The sequence below is a fragment of the Rahnella sp. ChDrAdgB13 genome, assembly GCF_017655185.1.
GTDB lineage: Bacteria > Pseudomonadota > Gammaproteobacteria > Enterobacterales > Enterobacteriaceae > Rahnella > Rahnella contaminans.
The window spans coordinates 41,204-58,349 of record NZ_JAEMGT010000005.1 but is presented as its reverse complement, the minus strand read 5'-3'; the positions used below and the strand labels follow the sequence as shown (position 1 = coordinate 58,349).

At 51.2% G+C, this 17,146-nt stretch carries 15 protein-coding genes; 8 read left to right on the top strand and 7 right to left on the bottom strand.

Annotation, left to right across the window (positions count from 1 at the left end):
- Positions 1–226 precede the first annotated feature (226 nt).
- Complete coding sequence (locus J8X26_RS02800) at positions 227–916, top strand: FadR/GntR family transcriptional regulator (RefSeq protein WP_152323781.1); 690 nt, start codon at positions 227–229, stop codon at positions 914–916.
- On the opposite strand, the gene rbsR is transcribed toward J8X26_RS02800, so the two are convergent.
- The 7 genes from rbsR to kup form a co-directional block, all read right to left on the bottom strand.
- Entirely contained in the window at positions 899–1,909 is a 1,011-nt protein-coding gene (gene rbsR / locus J8X26_RS02795; protein WP_152323780.1) for a ribose operon transcriptional repressor RbsR, read from the bottom strand. The genes J8X26_RS02800 and rbsR overlap by 18 nt on opposite strands.
- On the bottom strand, positions 1,910–2,839 hold the full coding sequence (rbsK, locus tag J8X26_RS02790) for a ribokinase (protein ID WP_165060610.1): 930 nt from the start codon (positions 2,837–2,839) through the stop codon (positions 1,910–1,912).
- Positions 2,840–2,899: 60 nt separating this feature from the next.
- Entirely contained in the window at positions 2,900–3,790 is an 891-nt protein-coding gene (gene rbsB / locus J8X26_RS02785) for a ribose ABC transporter substrate-binding protein RbsB (RefSeq protein WP_152323778.1), read from the bottom strand.
- 23 nt (positions 3,791–3,813) lie between these two features.
- A complete protein-coding gene (rbsC, locus tag J8X26_RS02780) occupies positions 3,814–4,785 on the bottom strand; it encodes a ribose ABC transporter permease (protein ID WP_208950093.1) in 972 nt (323 codons plus the stop codon).
- 6 nt (positions 4,786–4,791) lie between these two features.
- Positions 4,792–6,297 (bottom strand): ribose ABC transporter ATP-binding protein RbsA, encoded by a 1,506-nt coding sequence (gene rbsA, locus J8X26_RS02775; protein WP_152323776.1) that lies wholly within the window; start codon positions 6,295–6,297, stop codon positions 4,792–4,794.
- Between the two features lie 7 nt (positions 6,298–6,304).
- On the bottom strand, positions 6,305–6,724 hold the full coding sequence (gene rbsD, locus J8X26_RS02770) for a D-ribose pyranase (RefSeq protein ID WP_152323775.1): 420 nt from the start codon (positions 6,722–6,724) through the stop codon (positions 6,305–6,307).
- Positions 6,725–6,938: 214 nt separating this feature from the next.
- Entirely contained in the window at positions 6,939–8,807 is a 1,869-nt protein-coding gene (kup, locus tag J8X26_RS02765) for a low affinity potassium transporter Kup (RefSeq protein ID WP_208950092.1), read from the bottom strand.
- Positions 8,808–9,074: 267 nt separating this feature from the next.
- Between kup and ravA the strand changes: the two genes are divergently transcribed.
- The 7 genes from ravA (at position 9,075) to atpI (ending at position 17,137) form a co-directional block, all read left to right on the top strand.
- A complete protein-coding gene (ravA, locus tag J8X26_RS02760) occupies positions 9,075–10,583 on the top strand; it encodes an ATPase RavA (protein ID WP_208950091.1) in 1,509 nt (502 codons plus the stop codon).
- A gap of 2 nt (positions 10,584–10,585) precedes the next feature.
- A complete protein-coding gene (gene viaA, locus J8X26_RS02755) occupies positions 10,586–12,055 on the top strand; it encodes an ATPase RavA stimulator ViaA (RefSeq protein ID WP_208950090.1) in 1,470 nt (489 codons plus the stop codon).
- Between the two features lie 20 nt (positions 12,056–12,075).
- On the top strand, positions 12,076–12,537 hold the full coding sequence (gene asnC, locus J8X26_RS02750; protein ID WP_095924057.1) for a transcriptional regulator AsnC: 462 nt from the start codon (positions 12,076–12,078) through the stop codon (positions 12,535–12,537).
- A gap of 88 nt (positions 12,538–12,625) precedes the next feature.
- Complete coding sequence (gene mioC / locus J8X26_RS02745; protein ID WP_152323771.1) at positions 12,626–13,069, top strand: FMN-binding protein MioC; 444 nt, start codon at positions 12,626–12,628, stop codon at positions 13,067–13,069.
- A gap of 379 nt (positions 13,070–13,448) precedes the next feature.
- Positions 13,449–15,338 carry a tRNA uridine-5-carboxymethylaminomethyl(34) synthesis enzyme MnmG gene (gene mnmG, locus J8X26_RS02740; RefSeq protein ID WP_208950089.1) on the top strand — a complete coding sequence of 630 codons (1,890 nt, stop codon included), beginning with the start codon at positions 13,449–13,451 and terminating at the stop codon, positions 15,336–15,338.
- 130 nt (positions 15,339–15,468) lie between these two features.
- A complete protein-coding gene (gene rsmG, locus J8X26_RS02735) occupies positions 15,469–16,089 on the top strand; it encodes a 16S rRNA (guanine(527)-N(7))-methyltransferase RsmG (protein ID WP_152323769.1) in 621 nt (206 codons plus the stop codon).
- A 649-nt stretch (positions 16,090–16,738) separates the two neighbouring features.
- A complete protein-coding gene (gene atpI / locus J8X26_RS02730; protein ID WP_152323768.1) occupies positions 16,739–17,137 on the top strand; it encodes a F0F1 ATP synthase subunit I in 399 nt (132 codons plus the stop codon).
- Positions 17,138–17,146: the final 9 nt, after the last annotated feature.

Sequence of the window (17,146 nt, the reverse complement as noted above, 5' to 3'; positions counted from 1 at the left end):
CGACTTGTCAGTCGTTGTTCCCGGTCAGTGGAGGCGCATTATAGGGAGTTCTCAGAAGGCCGCAACCCCTAATTTCAATTATTTTATCAACCGTTCACTAATTCAACAATTTCGCCCGAATTGGATAATAAACAATCTAAATCGACCCAAAAAGCGTCAGTTTAAAGCCAGAGGCTGGCGTAAACTCTCCTTTATAATAAGAGAAAGACATTCAGGAATACCTTACATGCTACTCAATGCACATCAACAGGCTGCTCAACGTAACCTTTCTTATTTACTGGCGGAGAAGATTGCACAGCGCATTTTGTCTGGCGAGTATCCGGAGGGTTCTATCCTTCCTGGTGAAAACGAGCTGGGTGAGATTTTTGGCGTCAGCCGGACAGCGGTGCGTGAAGCGGTCAAAACGTTAACTGCAAAAGGGATGCTATTACCGCGGCCACGTATTGGTACGCGGGTGATGCCACAGTCCAGCTGGAATTTCCTCGATCAGGAATTACTGACCTGGTGGATGACGCGTGAGAACTTTGATGAAGTGATGGCGCATTTTATTGTTTTGCGCCGGGCGCTGGAGCCACAGGCTTGTGCTCTTGCGGCCATCTCAGCCACGCAGGAGCAAAAGCATCAGCTCTCTCTATATATGTCAGAGATGCGCCAGCTGCATAAGCGCTTTGACCGGGAACGCTGGATAACCGTCGATACACAGTTCCACCAGCTAATCTATGAAGCAGGAAAAAACCCTTTCCTGACTTCATTTTCGAATTTGTTCAGTTCTGTCTACCAGAGTTATTTCCGGGCCATCACGGAGAATGAAGTTATCAGGCTGGAACATCATCAGCGCCTGACGGACGCAATCCTTGCAGGCAATGCGAAAGCCGCATTACAGGAATGCCACCGTCTGTTACTTGCTGATGAGTGATCCCACGGACTGGCGTACAACCAGTTCCGGCGTCAGCACTAAAACCTGAGGCTCTGATTCAGGCTCTTGCAGACGATGTAATAATGCATCGACGGCCAGTTCGCCCAGCGAGTCTTTGGGCTGATGGATGGTGGTTAGCGGAGGCATCAGATATTGCGCCAACTGAATGTCATCGTATCCTACGACAGCGACTTCATCGGGCACGCGTAATCCGCGCTGATAAAGTGCCTGATAGATGCCCACGGCCATCGCATCATTGCTGGCAAAAACGGCATGAGGCGGTTCGGGCAACATAAGCAACTGCTCCATCGCCACCAGACCGCCGCCAAATTCAAAGTCACTGCTGACTTCATAACCCGGCGGGATCTCCAGCCCGGCTTTTTTCATGGCCTGACGATATCCGTTCAGCCGTTCCTGCGCCGTCGTTTTGTCCAGCGGGCCGGTGATGCAGGCAATGCGGCTATATCCATGACGGATTAAATAGTCCGTCGCCATTTCTCCACCCAGCAGCGCGTTATCCTGAATGATGTCGATGGCACCATCGAAAGGTGACCAGTCCATCATCACAATGGGTAATGACGGATAACGGCTGATAGCTTCTTTCGAAGGCCGATGGTTTTCAGTACACATGATCAGTAACCCGTCGACGCGCTTTTGCAAAAGCGTTTCCAGGCTGCGGTTCATGCGTTCTGCGTCCCCGTCGGTGTTACAGAGGATCAGACTATAGCCGCGTTCATAGCAACTGCGTTCAACGCCACGAACAACTTCGGAATAAAACGGGTTACTGCTGGCGGTCAGCAACATTCCGATGGTGCGGGTTTGATTGAGTTTAAGGCTTCGGGCTAACGCGGAAGGGGCATAGTTTAGTTGTTCAACAGCGGCATTCACTTTGTCGGCAATGGATTCGCTGACAAAGCGATTTTTATTGATGACATGAGAGACTGTAGAGGTTGAAACGCCCGCAAGGCGGGCGACATCTTTCATGGTGGCCAATCAGGCCTCCTGTTGTGCAAGAAAATCGTCGATTTCTTTACGCCACGGAACCGAGGGCTGCGCGCCAGGACGTGTTACGGCTATCGCCGCAGCGGCATGAGCAAAACGCACGGCGCTGTCCATCGGTTTACCTTCCAGCAATGCTGTTACCAGCGCGCCGTTAAAGGTATCGCCTGCGGCGATGGTATCCACAGCTTTCACGCGGAACCCGGCAACCTGCTTGCCTTCACCGTTTTGGCTAAGCCAAACACCTTTACTTCCCATCGTAATAATGACCGTCGCGATACCTTTATCATGCAGTACGCGGGCGGCGCGTGTGGCGTCATCGTTATTTTCGACTTTAATCCCCGTCAGCTTTTCGGCTTCGGTTTCGTTAGGGGTGATCATATCCACCCGCGCCAGCAATTCATCAGGCAGTTTACAGGCCGGTGCCGGATTAAGGATAACCTGCGTGTCATTGTCTTTAGCCAGCTTCGCCGCTGCAATCACCGTTTCTAGGGGAGATTCCAGCTGCATCAGCAAGGCTGAAGCGCCGATTACGTTTTGTTTATAACGCTCAAGATAGTCAGGCGTGACGGCTTTGTTTGCCCCCGCATCGATACCAATGACATTCTCACCTTCCGCATTCACAAAAATCAGCGCTACGCCGGTGGTTGTCTCTTTGATAGCTTCGATAGGTTGCGTATTAATGTGGTCACTCGCCAGCTGCTTGCGAACACGCTCGCCAATATCGTCATCACCGACACAGGCAATAAATGAAATATCAGCGCCACTGCGACCGGCGGCGACCGCCTGGTTTGCACCTTTGCCGCCGAAAGCCACGGTGTATTGCTTACCGATTACGGTTTCACCCGGTTGTGGGAAATGGTTGATATTCAAAATATGGTCGGCATTGATACTGCCGAGAACCACCAGTTTGCCTGTCTTCACGTGTTGCTCCCTGAGTTAAATAGCGCCCCCGTAAGGAGGCGCGCAGATACAGCGTCAATATTACGGCTGAGCAACCAGTTTCAAATCAACAGGGATAACCGCCGGAACTTTTTCGCCTTTCAGCACTTTGTCTGCGGTTTGGACGCCGATTACGCCGATTTGTTCAGGACGCTGTGCCACAGTAGCGCCCATTTTGCCGCCGTTGACCGCTTTGATGCCGTCTTCTGTGCCGTCGAAACCGACAACCAGCACGTCAGTTTTACCGGCAGTCTGCAAGGCACGCAATGCGCCGAGTGCCATTTCATCATTCTGAGCAAAGACCGCCTGCACGTCCTGATGCGCAGTCAGCAGGTTTTGCATAACGTTCAGACCTTTGGTGCGGTCGAAGTCAGCAGGCTGGCTGGCCAGGATCTGGAAGTGATGTTTTTCAGCGGCCTGAGCGAAACCTTTACCACGTTCGCGGGCAACAGACGTCCCGGCAATCCCTTCCAGTTCGATAACTTTCGCGTTATCGCCCAGTTTCTTAGCAATGTAATCACCGGCCATCTGGCCGCCAAAGGCGTTATCAGAAGCCACGTGGCTGGCGACAACGCCCTTGGTCGCCTGACGGTCAAGGGTGATCACCGGGATTTTAGCCTGGTTGGCCATCGCTACGGCGTTACCTACCGCGTCAGAATCCGTCGGGTTGATCAGCATCAGCTTGGTGCCGCGAACGGTCAGGTCTTGCACGTTCGCCAGTTCTTTTGCCGGGTTGTTCTGAGAATCAAGCACTACCAGGTTGTAGCCCAGTTTATCGGCTTCTTTTTGCGCGCCGTCTTTCATAGAAACGAAGAACGGGTTGTTCAGAGTAGAAACGACCAGCGCAATGGTATCTTTCGCCAGAACGTTAGCACTGAAAGAAGCGGTGATCGCTGCGGCGGAAACCCAGACAGCCAGTTTTTTCATATTCATGGTCATAAGTCCTGTAGGAGAGTTTATTTGTTGCTTTTGTTATCCACCAGAACCGCCAGCAGAATGACGACTGCTTTTACGATCATCTGGTAGTAGGAAGAAACACCTAATAAGTTCAAACCGTTATTCAGGAAGCCAAGGATCAAAGCACCGATCAGGGTGCCTACAATACGTCCTTTCCCGCCAGAGAGGCTGGTTCCCCCTAATACCACAGCGGCAATCGCATCCAGCTCGTAACCGGTACCTGCGTTAGGCTGCGCAGAAGACAGACGCGCCACTTCGATGATACTGGCCAGAGCCGCCAGCAATCCGCACAGGGAGTAGACGATAATTTTGACTTTATCGACGCTGATACCTGACAGACGCGTCGCGGATTCATTACCGCCCAGCGCGTAGATATAACGCCCCAAGCGTGTGTGATGGAGCATGTACCAGGCGGCAATAAACACGATGGCCATCAGCCAGACCGGCGTCGGAATGCCCAGCGGACGTCCGATACCAAACCAGCCGAATACGTCTGCCACATCGTTAAAACCGGTGCTGATCGGGCTGCCGTTGGTATAAACCATCGTGATACCGCGCAGCAGTAACATCATGACCAGCGTGGCGATAAACGCCTGCACCTTGCCTTTAGCGACAATCAAACCCGTGACAGCGCCGACACCTGCACCCAGCGCCAGCGCGCCCGCCACTGCAACTAAAGCATTCACTTCCAGCCCGACAATTGAAGCCGCCACCGCGCCGGTCAGCGCCAGCAGAGATCCGACGGATAAATCAATGCCGGAAGTGAGGATCACCAGCGTCATACCGACCGCCATAATGGCGTTAACCGACGTCTGCTGAAGGATGTTAAACAGGTTATTGAGCGTGAAGAAATTCGGGCTCATGGAAGAAACCACGGCAATCAACACCAGCAGTGCAATCAGAGACTTTTGCTCCAACAACCACTCTTTACTGATCCAGCGCTTTTTGGCTGGCAATGTCTGAGAACTCATATCTGATTACTCCTGCGTCACGCCGTATTGCTTGCCGACAGCGGCTGCCATCAACACTTCTTGTGTAGCCTGTTCTATCGGGAATTCACCGCTTAAATGACCTTCATGCATCACCAAAATCCGGTCACTCATGCCGATCACTTCCGGCATTTCTGAGGAAACCAAAATGATGCTCAGCCCTTCGCGCTTGAACTGGTTTATAAGCTGGTAAATCTCTTTTTTGGCACCAACGTCAACGCCGCGCGTCGGTTCGTCCAGGATCAGGACTTTTGGCCGTGTCATTAATCCGCGGGCAATCGCCACTTTTTGCTGATTACCCCCGGAAAGCAGGCCAATGGTCTGCATCATTGATGGCGTTTTAATATTGAAGAGGCGGATAAAGTCGCCGACGGCTTGCTGTTCTTCCGCATGTTTGAGTCGTCCGCCGCCGTGGCTGAAATAACGCAAAGCGGTCAGCGACATATTTTCTTTCACAGACATGCCCAGCACTAAACCATCACGCTTACGGTCTTCAGAGATATAAACGATGCCGTTCGCCAGCCCGTCCTGCGGTGAATGGGTGACGACTTCGCGCCCATCAAGCGACACATAGCCACTTTTACGCGGCAACGCGCCGTAGAGAATTTTCATCAATTCGGTACGGCCTGCGCCCATCAAACCGGAAATCCCGAGAATTTCACCGCTGTGCAGATCAAAACTGACGTTATCCACACCCGGCCCGCTGACATCACGTACCTGCAGACGCAGCGCACCGCGCTGATGATTAATACGCGGATACTGTTCTTCGAGGCGGCGACCGACCATCATTTCAATCAGCGAGTCTTCTTCCAGCGAACTGACCGGACGCTCTGCGATAAACTGACCGTCACGGAATACGGTCACGTCATCACAGATTTCGAAGATTTCTTTCATACGGTGAGAGATATACACCACGCCACAACCCGCAGCTTTCAGCTCGCGGATCACGCTAAATAAAGAGGCAGTTTCGGTGTCGGTCAGGGCATCCGTCGGTTCATCCATGATGATGACTTTGGACTCAAAGCTCAGCACCTTGGCAATTTCGACCATCTGCTGGTCGCCAATTGATAATTCGCCCACCAGACGATTGCTTTTGTAGCGCAAGTTCAGGCGTGCCAGCAGTTTATCGGCTTCGGCATACATCTTTTTCCAGTTAATGCGGCCAAAACCGTTCACAAACTCCCGGCCCAGAAAGATGTTTTCAGCGATGGTCAGCTGTGGGATCAGGTTCAATTCCTGATGGATGATGCCAATTCCGGCTTCCTGAGAAGCTTTCGGGCCATTAAACGCCGCTTCCTTACCGAGAAAATGTACTGAGCCGGCATCTTTCTGGTAGATGCCGGTCAGCACTTTCATCATGGTGGACTTGCCCGCGCCGTTTTCTCCCACCAGCGCCATCACACGTCCCGGATAGACGCTGAGCGCCGCGCCGGAGAGTGCTTTCACGCCGGGAAAGGCTTTATCAATGCCTGTCAGTTGCAGCAAAGGTTGCATAAAGACCTCAGAAGGTTACGCCGGCACACAGAATAATGTTCGCGTAGGGCGAACATTCCCCGCTGCGGATCACAGCCCGACTTTTTTCGCTTTGCGCTTTGAATGCCTCATGACTGACGTAATCCAAAGCAATGGTGTTTCCCTGGTGTTGTTCGAGTTGTGTCAATCGGGCGAGTAACGCTTCATGGAGTTGAGGATTTTTAGTGAGGATTTCCTCTGCGAGGATAGCCCGCTCAACCTGCATCTCGTGTGTCACTACCTCTAAGACTTGTAAAAAGGTGGGCACTCCCTGAGTTAGCGCCAGATCGATGCGTTGGCAAGCTGCTGGCACCGGAAGTCCGGCATCGCCAATAACCAGCTGATCGGTGTGACCTAACCGGGCAATAACATTTGAGATTTCGGCATTTAACAGCGGTGACTTCTTCATTGTGTACTCCTACAGCGAAACGTTTCGCTCACGGATGAGTTTATGAGACTCAGCGGGCAAGGCAACGAAGATGTGATGGAATTGTGATCAGCGTCGAAACGTTTCGCTGAATGATTCAGAAACCACGCAGAAATTTGAGTTTGGTGATTATTAAAGGGGGTGAAGAAATAAAACAGGGCACCCGAAGGCACCCTGTGAGCGGCAGAAAAAAGCGTTAAATTTCTACCTGTGTACCGAGTTCGATCACGCGGTTCGGCGGAATTTCAAACTGATCCGGTGCACGCAATGCGTTACGGCTAAGCGCCATAAAGAGTTTGCCACGGAAGTAGAGATACCACGGGCGCTTGGTCAGGATCAGCGATTCGTGCGACATAAAGAACGAGGTTTCCATCATCCGGCACGGCAATCCTTCCAGACCACAGCGGTGGAAGACTTCTTCCACATTCGGCGTTTCTTTAAATCCATAACTCGCCACCACGCGCCAGAATGTCGGCGAAAGCTGCTCAATGGTGACGCGCCGGACGTTATGCACATAAGGCGCATCTTCCGTTCGCAACGTCAGCAGGACAACACGCTCATGCAACACTTTGTTGTGTTTGAGGTTATGCAGCAGCGCAAACGGGATCACGTTGATGGCGCGCGACATATATACCGCCGTGCCCGGAACACGAACCGGCGGGGATTTTTCCAGGGACGCGATCATCGCTTCCAGAGAATTGCCGTGTTCGTTCATGCGGCGCATAAGGCGGAAGCGCTCGCTTTTCCAGGTGGTCATGACGATAAACATGCACAGGCCGAGCGTCAGCGGCAACCAGCCGCCGGAGAACAGTTTTGTGGCGTTCGCGGCAAACAGCGGGATATCCATAAACAGCAGACCGATCAACAAAATCCCAACCAGAAACGGTTTCCAGTGCCAGTTTTTGAGCGCCACCGTGCAGGAAAGAATACTGGTCAGCACCATCGTACCGGTCACGGCGATACCGTACGCCGCCGCCAGATTGCTCGAATGCTCGAAGCTGGCGATCACGATAACCACCGCGAAATACAGCAGCCAGTTAATCGCAGGGATGTAGATCTGACCCGCTTCCATTTCTGAGGTGTGGATAATACGCATCGGCGGCAAATAGCCCAGACGCACAGCCTGACGGGTCAGGGAGAACACACCGGAGATAACGGCCTGGGACGCGATAATGGTTGCCAGCGTCGCCAGAATCAGTAAAGGAATCAGCGCCCAGTCAGGTGCAAGCAGAAAGAACGGGTTTTTGATCGACTCCGGGTTTTTCAGCAGCAACGCGCCCTGACCGAAATAGTTCAGCACCAGAGAAGGCAGCACGACGGTGAACCAGGCCAGACGGATAGGGAATTTCCCGAAGTGGCCCATATCGGCATACAGCGCTTCCACACCGGTAATCGACAGAACGACCGCGCCGAGTGCCAGGAAGGAAAACGACTTGTGCTCGATAAAGAAGTTAACCGCCCACATCGGGTTCATGGCGCGCAGCACTTCCGGGTTCTGCATGATGCTGTTCACACCGAGCACCGCCAGCGTCAGGAACCACAGCAACATGACTGGCGCAAAAAGTTTGCCCACGATGCCGGTACCGTGCTTCTGAATAACGAAAAGCAACGTCAGGACAGTAATAGAAAGAGGGACAATATAGGGATCGAGTGAAGGTGCTGCGATTTCAAGACCTTCCATCGCGGAAAGAACGGAAATAGCCGGCGTGATCACCACTTCACCATAGAAGAAACTTCCCCCGATCAGGCCGAGAATGACCAGAACGGCGGTGGTACGTGCCGACGTATTTCTGCCCGCCAGAGACATCAGCGTAAGAATACCGCCTTCACCTGCGTTGTCTGCCCGCATCACATAAGTGAGGTATTTGAGCGAAACAATGAGGATTAACATCCAGAAAATCAGAGAGAGAAAACCAAAAACGACGCTGGGTTCAACGTTGAAACCATAGTGACCAGAAAAGCACTCTCTTAAGGTATAGAGAGGACTGGTACCAATGTCGCCATAGACCACACCAATGGCGGCCAGGGTTACTGCTGGGAGTGACCGTTTATGTTCAGTGCTCATATTTCGTTTCTTTTTTGCTCGAACATCCGTAAGCGATGCGTGCGCTCAGTCTTATGATGCCCACTAAAAGGCGCACAGTATGCACGAATAAATCAGATTGCCTACCCTTAAATGTGCAGCTAAACCGCCATTCAGATGAACGCGGTCACAATTCTGATAATAGAAAATTTTTACTAATCAACAAGCTATAGCGTTAAAAATAAACGTGGCATATCGTCATAAGCCAGTACACTATTCAACAACTAAATGGAAACCGGAAGAGACAGTATGGCGCAATCCCCCCTTCTGGCAGAACGGATAGCCCGTCTTGCTAACGCATTAGAACATGGCCTGTACGAGAGGCAAGATGCCATACGCCTGTGCCTGCTGGCGGCCCTGTGCGGGGAGAGCGTTTTTCTGCTTGGCCCGCCGGGTATTGCAAAAAGTCTGATTGCCCGCCGTCTGAAATTTGCTTTCCGTCACGCACGCGCTTTTGAATATCTTATGACGCGCTTTTCCACGCCGGAAGAAGTCTTTGGTCCGCTGTCGATTCAGGCCCTGAAAGATGAAGGCCGTTATCTGCGTCTGACTGAAGGTTATCTGCCGGAAGCGGAAATTGTTTTCCTGGATGAAATCTGGAAAGCAGGACCGGCCATCCTTAATACGTTGCTTACCGCCATCAACGAACGTCGTTTCCGGAATGGCGAACGCGAAGACCCTATTCCGATGCGTCTGCTGGTCAGTGCGTCTAACGAACTACCGGAAGCCGACGGCGGTCTGGAAGCGCTGTATGACCGCATGCTGATTCGCCTGTGGCTGGATAAAGTGCAGGATAAGCAGAATTTCCGCTTACTGCTGACCAGCCGTAATAATGAAAGCACCAATCCGGTGGCGGAATCCCTGAGTATCAGCGATGAAGAATACCAACAATGGCAGCCGGAGATCGATAAAGTCAATCTTTCAGACAGTTGCTTTGAACTGGTGTTTCAGCTTCGCCAGCGCCTTGATGCACTCGACACGGCGCCTTATGTTTCTGACCGTCGCTGGAAAAAGGCACTCCGCCTGTTGCAGGCCTGCGCCTTCTTCAGCGGCCGGGACACTATTACTCCGATAGATCTGATTCTTCTGAAAGATTGTCTGTGGCATGACCTGAATACCTATCAGCTGCTGCAAACCCAAATCGAGCAACTGATCACCGAACAGGCTTATCAGCAGCAAACCTTGCTGATGAAAATCCAGCAGCTCAACCAACAATGGATGCAATACCAACAGCAACAAAGCTCCCGCCAGTCGATTAAGCTGAGCAAAAAAGCCGGTATTTTTAGCCGTAAGCCACAATACAGCCTGCCGGATGCGCTCGTTGCCAGCGGAGTGACGCTGTTGCTGCAAACGCCTTTGCATCTGCACGAGATTAAAGTCACGCATCTGCTTTTTGAACGCAGCGTTCTGGAAGAGTGGCTAAATAAAGGTGGCGTTCTGAAAGCCAAACTTAACGGGATTGGTTTTGTTCAAACGGTTGATGCCGAAATCGATGATAAGCAGCAATTACTGGTGCTGGATGTCAGCCGCCAAAGTACGCCGCTGACGCTGCCGGGTAATGAACACATCGCGGTGCCGGACGAAATGAAAAATACGCTGAATGACCTGAACGCAAAACTCGCTCAACAAAGACATGAGTTCGGCCAGCAGCAGAACTGCCTGTTTGTTCCCGCGACGTGGATGGCAACGATTGAAGCCAGCCTGTTGCAGGTTTCTGAACAGCTCCGTCTCCAGCAACAAACCTTCAGCGGTCACTGATCGTGTTTACACTGGAATCTCTGGATCTTCTGCTGGCGATCAGCGAAGGAGAATTGATCGAGGAACTGATCGTCGGGTTACTGGCCGCGCCAGCCCTGGCGATTTTCTTCGAGAAGTTTCCGAGGCTGAAGCGCGCACTGACCCGGGATCTTCCTGAATGGAAATTACGTCTGCGCCAGAGGATCCACGAAACCCCGGTGCCCCCGGATCTGGCAAAAGAGTTTTATCTCTATCAGCATTGTCAGCAAACTGATGCCGTGACGTTTCAGTCAGAGCTGGGATCCCTGCTTGATGAGCTGGCGCGGCTGAATTCCCCGTTTGCGACCGAAGCCCGTACCTTGCGGGAAAATAATGAAACCTCCCGCACGGCGCAGACCGGTAACAGTTTTCAGACCTTATTCCTCCAGCGCTGGCGCCTGAACCTGACATTCCAGACGGTGAACGTTCATCATCAGTTGCTGGAACAGGAGCAGGAGCAGCTACAGGAAGAATTGTTACAACGCCTCGAACTGAGCAGCGAGTTGTCTCCTTTACTGGCAGAGAACGATACCGCCGCAGGCCGGTTATGGGACATGAGTAAAGGAAAGCGTCTTCGGGGCGATATCCAGTCGCTGGCACGTTTTGGCGCTTTCCTCCAGCAGCAGCCGGAACTGATGAAACTGGCAGAACAGCTCGGGCGCAGCCAGACGGTAAAAACCAGCCCGCATGAAGATGCCAAAATGGAAACGCACCGGCTGATGGTTCGCGAGCCGGCGACGGTGCCGGAAGAAGTGAATGGCATTCATCAGAGCGATGATATTTTGCGTCTGATGCCCACCGAGCTGGGCACATTAGGAATTCCGGAACTGGAATATGAATTTTACCGGCGTCTGCTGGAAAAACGTCTGATGACCTACCGGCTGCAAGGCGACGTCTGGTGCGAAAAAGTCGTGAGGCGTCCGGTGGTCTATCAGCAGCAGGAGCCACAGCCGCGTGGCCCTTTTGTCGTCTGCGTGGACACGTCAGGTTCGATGGGCGGCTTCAATGAGCAATGTGCGAAAGCGTTCTGCCTGGCGCTGCTGAAAATAGCGCTTGCCGATAACCGTAAGTGTTACATCATGCTGTTTGCCAGCGAAGTGATCCATTACGAACTGACTTCTGCCGGCGGGCTGGATCAGGCGTTACGCTTTCTCGGGCAACATTTCCGCGGCGGTACTGATCTGGCTGCCTGCCTGAATGCCACGCTGGACAAACTGGCCTCTCCGCAATGGCACGACGCAGATGCGGTCGTCATCTCTGATTTTATCGCCCAGCGCTTACCCGATGAGGTGCAAAGAAAAGTAAAATTGCTGCAACGGGAAAAGCAGCACCGCTTCCACGCGCTGGCAATGTCACACTACGGAAAGCCCGGAATTCTGCGCATATTCGATCATATCTGGCGCTTTGATACCGGCGTTAAAAGCCGCGTTCAGCGACGCTGGCAGAGAAATTAAGCTTAAAGAGAAAGATAACCATGACTGAAATCTATCAGCTCGACGAGCTGGATCGCGGGATTCTGAACGCGTTGATGGAAAATGCCCGCACACCTTACGCTGAGCTGGCTAAAGTGTTTACCGTCAGCCCGGGAACCATTCACGTACGCGTCGAGAAGATGAAGCAGGCAGGCATCATTACCGGCGCACATATCACCGTGAATCCTAAGCAGCTGGGTTATGACGTTTGCTGCTTTATCGGCATCATTCTCAAAAGTGCCAAGGATTATCCGTCTGCGCTGAAAAAGCTCGAGAGTATAGAAGAAGTGGTGGAAGCCTATTACACCACCGGACATTACAGCATCTTCATTAAGATCATGTGCCGCTCCATTGATTCCCTCCAGCACGTACTTATCAACAAGATCCAGACCATTGACGAGATCCAGTCTACGGAGACTCTGATTTCCCTGCAGAACCCCATCACACGGACTATCCAACCCTGAGTCTCCATTTCTATACCCCTATTATCCACAGGTAGATCCCAGCTCATTCACAGCGTACAATAGCCTCCTTTTCCCGGGTGAGAGCAAAATGGCAGACATTACCCTGATCAGTGGCAGTACGCTTGGCAGCGCCGAATATGTGGCAGAACACGTGGCAGAGAAACTGGAAGAAGCCGGTTTTTCGACCGAGATGTTTCATGGCCCGGAGCTGTATGAAGTCCCGCAGGACGGGATCTGGCTAATGGTGTGTTCAACACACGGTGCGGGTGAACTGCCTGACAATTTGCAGCCCTTTATGGAACAGCTGGAAGATCAGCAACCCGATCTGTCCAAAGTGCGTTTTGGTGCTTTAGGTTTAGGCAGCAGCGAATATGACACTTTCTGTGGTGCGATCGGCGCTTTGGATCAAAAACTGACGTCATTAGGGGCAAAACGGATCGGTGATCGTCTTGAGATCGACGTGACTCAACACGAAATTCCTGAGGATCCGGCCGAGGTTTGGGTGATCAACTGGATTAATTTGATCAAATAAGTGTAAATTTCAGGCGATCAGATGTGGATAAGTATGCTTAAAAGCAGGGTAAAACCCGTAGTTATCCCTCTAACAACTCCTGTACGCTTTTCATGCTGTGTATAACTCTCACTTCTGATCCCAGCTTATACTGTCCAGGATCACCGATCATTCACAGCATTCGATCCTTCTTAGCATACTGATCTTCATAAACAAAAATGACTTATGCACAGAGGATCGCGATCCTAATAGAAGTATTAATAAGAGATCTTTAAATAAAAAAGATCTTCTTTTAATTAGTGAAGATCCCCGGGGACTTGTGGAACCTCTAAACTTGAGTAGAATCCCTCCTCCCAACGCCATACAAAGAAAGTTCGCTTGAACGCTGAGGTGCAGTCGCATGTTTTATCCGGATCAATTTGACGTCATCATCATAGGTGGTGGTCATGCAGGTACTGAAGCCGCCATGGCTTCTGCCCGCATGGGACGTCAGACCTTATTATTAACCCACAATATCGACACGCTGGGACAGATGTCGTGTAACCCGGCGATTGGCGGGATCGGGAAGGGACATCTGGTTAAAGAAGTGGACGCACTGGGCGGACTGATGGCCACTGCCATCGATCATGCGGGCATTCAGTTTAGGATACTAAACGCAAGCAAAGGTCCTGCCGTAAGGGCAACCCGTGCTCAGGCAGACCGCGTGCTTTACCGCCAGGCGGTCCGTACTGCGTTAGAAAATCAGCCAAACCTGATGATCTTCCAGCAACCTGTTGAAGACCTGATCGTCGAAAACGATCGTGTCGTGGGTGCTGTGACCAAAATGGGCCTTAAATTCCGCGCTAAAGCCGTTGTGCTGACCGTCGGTACTTTCCTTGACGGGAAGATCCACATTGGTCTGGAGAACTACAGCGGCGGCCGTGCAGGGGATCCTCCTGCGATCTCTTTGTCACAGCGTCTGCGTGAATTGCCATTACGCGTCAACCGCCTGAAAACGGGGACACCACCGCGTATTGATGCACGTTCCATTGATTTCAGCGTTCTTTCACAGCAACATGGCGATAATCCGGCGCCGGTATTCTCGTTCATGGGGAATGTGTCGCAACATCCGCGCCAGATCCCGTGTTATATGACCTATACCAATGAAAAAACCCATGACGTGATCCGTAATAATCTGGATCGCAGCCCGATGTATGCGGGGATCATCGAAGGGATCGGCCCGCGCTACTGCCCGTCGATCGAAGATAAAGTCATGCGTTTTGCCGATCGCAATTCTCATCAGATCTTCCTCGAACCGGAAGGCCTGACCAGCAATGAAGTTTATCCGAACGGGATTTCGACCAGCCTGCCATTCGATGTACAGATGCAAATCGTCCGCTCAATGCAGGGGATGGAAAATGCGGTCATCGTTCGTCCAGGCTACGCTATTGAATACGACTTCTTCGATCCACGTGATCTAAAACCGACGCTGGAAAGTAAATTTATCGCTGGTCTGTTCTTTGCTGGACAGATCAACGGCACCACCGGTTACGAAGAAGCTGCTGCACAGGGCTTGCTGGCGGGGATGAACGCAGCCCGTTGCGCCACCGAGCAGGAAGGCTGGGCCCCACGTCGCGATCAGGCGTATCTCGGTGTGTTGGTTGATGACCTGTGTACGCTGGGCACCAAAGAACCGTACCGCATGTTTACCTCTCGTGCCGAGTACCGCCTGATGCTGCGGGAAGATAATGCTGATTTACGCCTGACTGAAAAAGGCCGTGAATTAGGTCTGGTTGATGATGCACGCTGGGCGCGTTTTAACGAAAAACTGGAAATGATAGAACAGGAACGTCAGCGCCTGCGTGGCATTTGGGTGAACCCGCATCATGCGCAGGTTGACGAAATCAACGCACATCTTTCTGCTCCGCTTTCGAAAGAAGCCAGTGCGGAAGAGCTGCTGCGTCGTCCTGAAATGACGTATGAGCTGATCACGCGTCTCTCTCCGTTTTCCCCGGCAGTTCCTGACGTCCAGGCGGCAGAACAGGTTGAGATTCAGATTAAGTACGAAGGCTATATCGCCCGTCAGCAGGAAGAGATCGAAAAACAGCAGCGCAACGAAAACACTGTGTTGCCAATAGATCTTGATTATCGCCAGGTGAATGGTCTTTCGAATGAAGTGATCGCCAAGCTTAACGATCACAAGCCGACCTCCATTGGTCAGGCATCACGGATTTCCGGCATTACACCGGCTGCGATTTCCATTTTGCTGATCTGGCTTAAAAAACAGGGCTTACTGCGCCGCAGTGCCTGAATCACATCTTTACTGACCGCTCTTTAAATTTGAAGAGCGGTCAATTCTTGCTTTTCCCACTTTTATGGCTGTTTTATCATTTCTAAACCGGGTTGTTCCCGGCAAATCGACTCTGTCTGAGGATTTCACTGTGCAAAAGAAACTGGACTCGCTGCTTGCTGCGGCAGGAATAGCGTTACCCGATCAGCAAAAACATCAACTGATTGGCTATGTCGAGCTGCTGCATAAGTGGAACAAGGCTTACAACCTGACTTCTGTACGTGATCCGATGCAAATGCTGGTGCGCCATATTATGGACAGCATTGTGGTGAACGAGCATTTGCAAGGCAGCCGTTTCATTGATGTGGGAACGGGACCGGGCCTGCCGGGCATTCCGCTCGCTATTGTCCGCCCTGATTCACATTTCACGCTGCTGGACAGCCTGGGTAAGCGCGTACGCTTCCTGCGTCAGGTTCAGCATGAGCTGGGTCTGAAGAACATTGAGCCAGTGCAAAGCCGCGTTGAAGAGTTTGAGCCAGCGCCACCATTTGATGGCGTGATCAGCCGGGCATTTGCTTCCTTGCAGGACATGTTGTCATGGTGCCACCATCTGCCTCAGAAAGGGCAGGGGCGTTTTTATGCTCTCAAAGGCGTGCAGCCGGATGATGAGCTGAACGCACTGCCGCAAGGTATCACTCTGGAAAACGTCATAAAATTGCAGGTTCCGGAACTTGACGGAGAACGTCATCTGGTAATTCTGACTGCAAACTAAAGTTGAGTTTTATCAAATAATCCTTAAAAAACGTATGTGTTATCAGAGTTAAAATGAGCAGGCTAATTAAATGGCGTCACCGGCCTCTCAATTACTGATTTTTTACACACTGATAGCATTTCAGTGATGTTTTTATTTTAATCCGGGACGTAATAGTCACTTTTGAAATTGAACAATCGTCAACCTGCTGATATTCAACTTGTAATGAAAATGTTGTTATTTGTTGGGTTGTTGTATCAATAAATCGTGCCTATTTTTAAATAAGATTGATTATCAAACATAGAATTCTTAACGTGCTGATTTTTATATATTTTAAAAGGCCTGATTAGCTAAAGACATTCAAACAGCGCAAGGTATATAAAGAGGTCTGGGTTAATTATGTGATCCAGTGCACGCTTCTTTGTCAGGTGATGAAATAACCGAAGCAAAGTAAAAAGGACAAATTCAGCTATAGTTTGGTGGTCAAAATAGTGATGAAGCGGAAAATTTAAATAATTGTTCACCTTTTCGCTACTTATCCATTGAATTCGTTCCAGTGCCCCGTATAATTTGCTCGGTTTTTGCTGCTTGACTCAAAACAGTAAAGGCAGTGATATACGGCCTTCAGAATACCTCCAGCTAGGTACTTGATACGGAGAGAACAAACGTCATGTCTGTATCCGGTATTTTACACAGTGCCAATAGTGTGAAGGTTGCCAGAAAGCTGTTAATACTGCAGTTATTGACCTTTGTTCTGCTCAGCGCTGTATTTGGCTTTAAAAGCCTGGAATGGACCACATCGGCCCTTATGGGTGGTTTGGCCGCCTGGGTGCCAAATGTACTGTTTATGCTGTTTGCATGGCGCCACCAGGCGCAAACAACGGTCTCTGGACGGGTTGCCTGGTCCTTTGCTATCGGGGAAGCGCTGAAGGTTCTGGTTACGGTGATCTTAATGATTGTCGCACTTGGCCTGTTTAAGGCGGTTTTTGCCCCGTTGGGGTTGGCCTATTTATCGGTGTTGATGACTCAGATTTTGGCACCGGCCGTCATTAACAGTTACCGTACTTAACTACTAAAG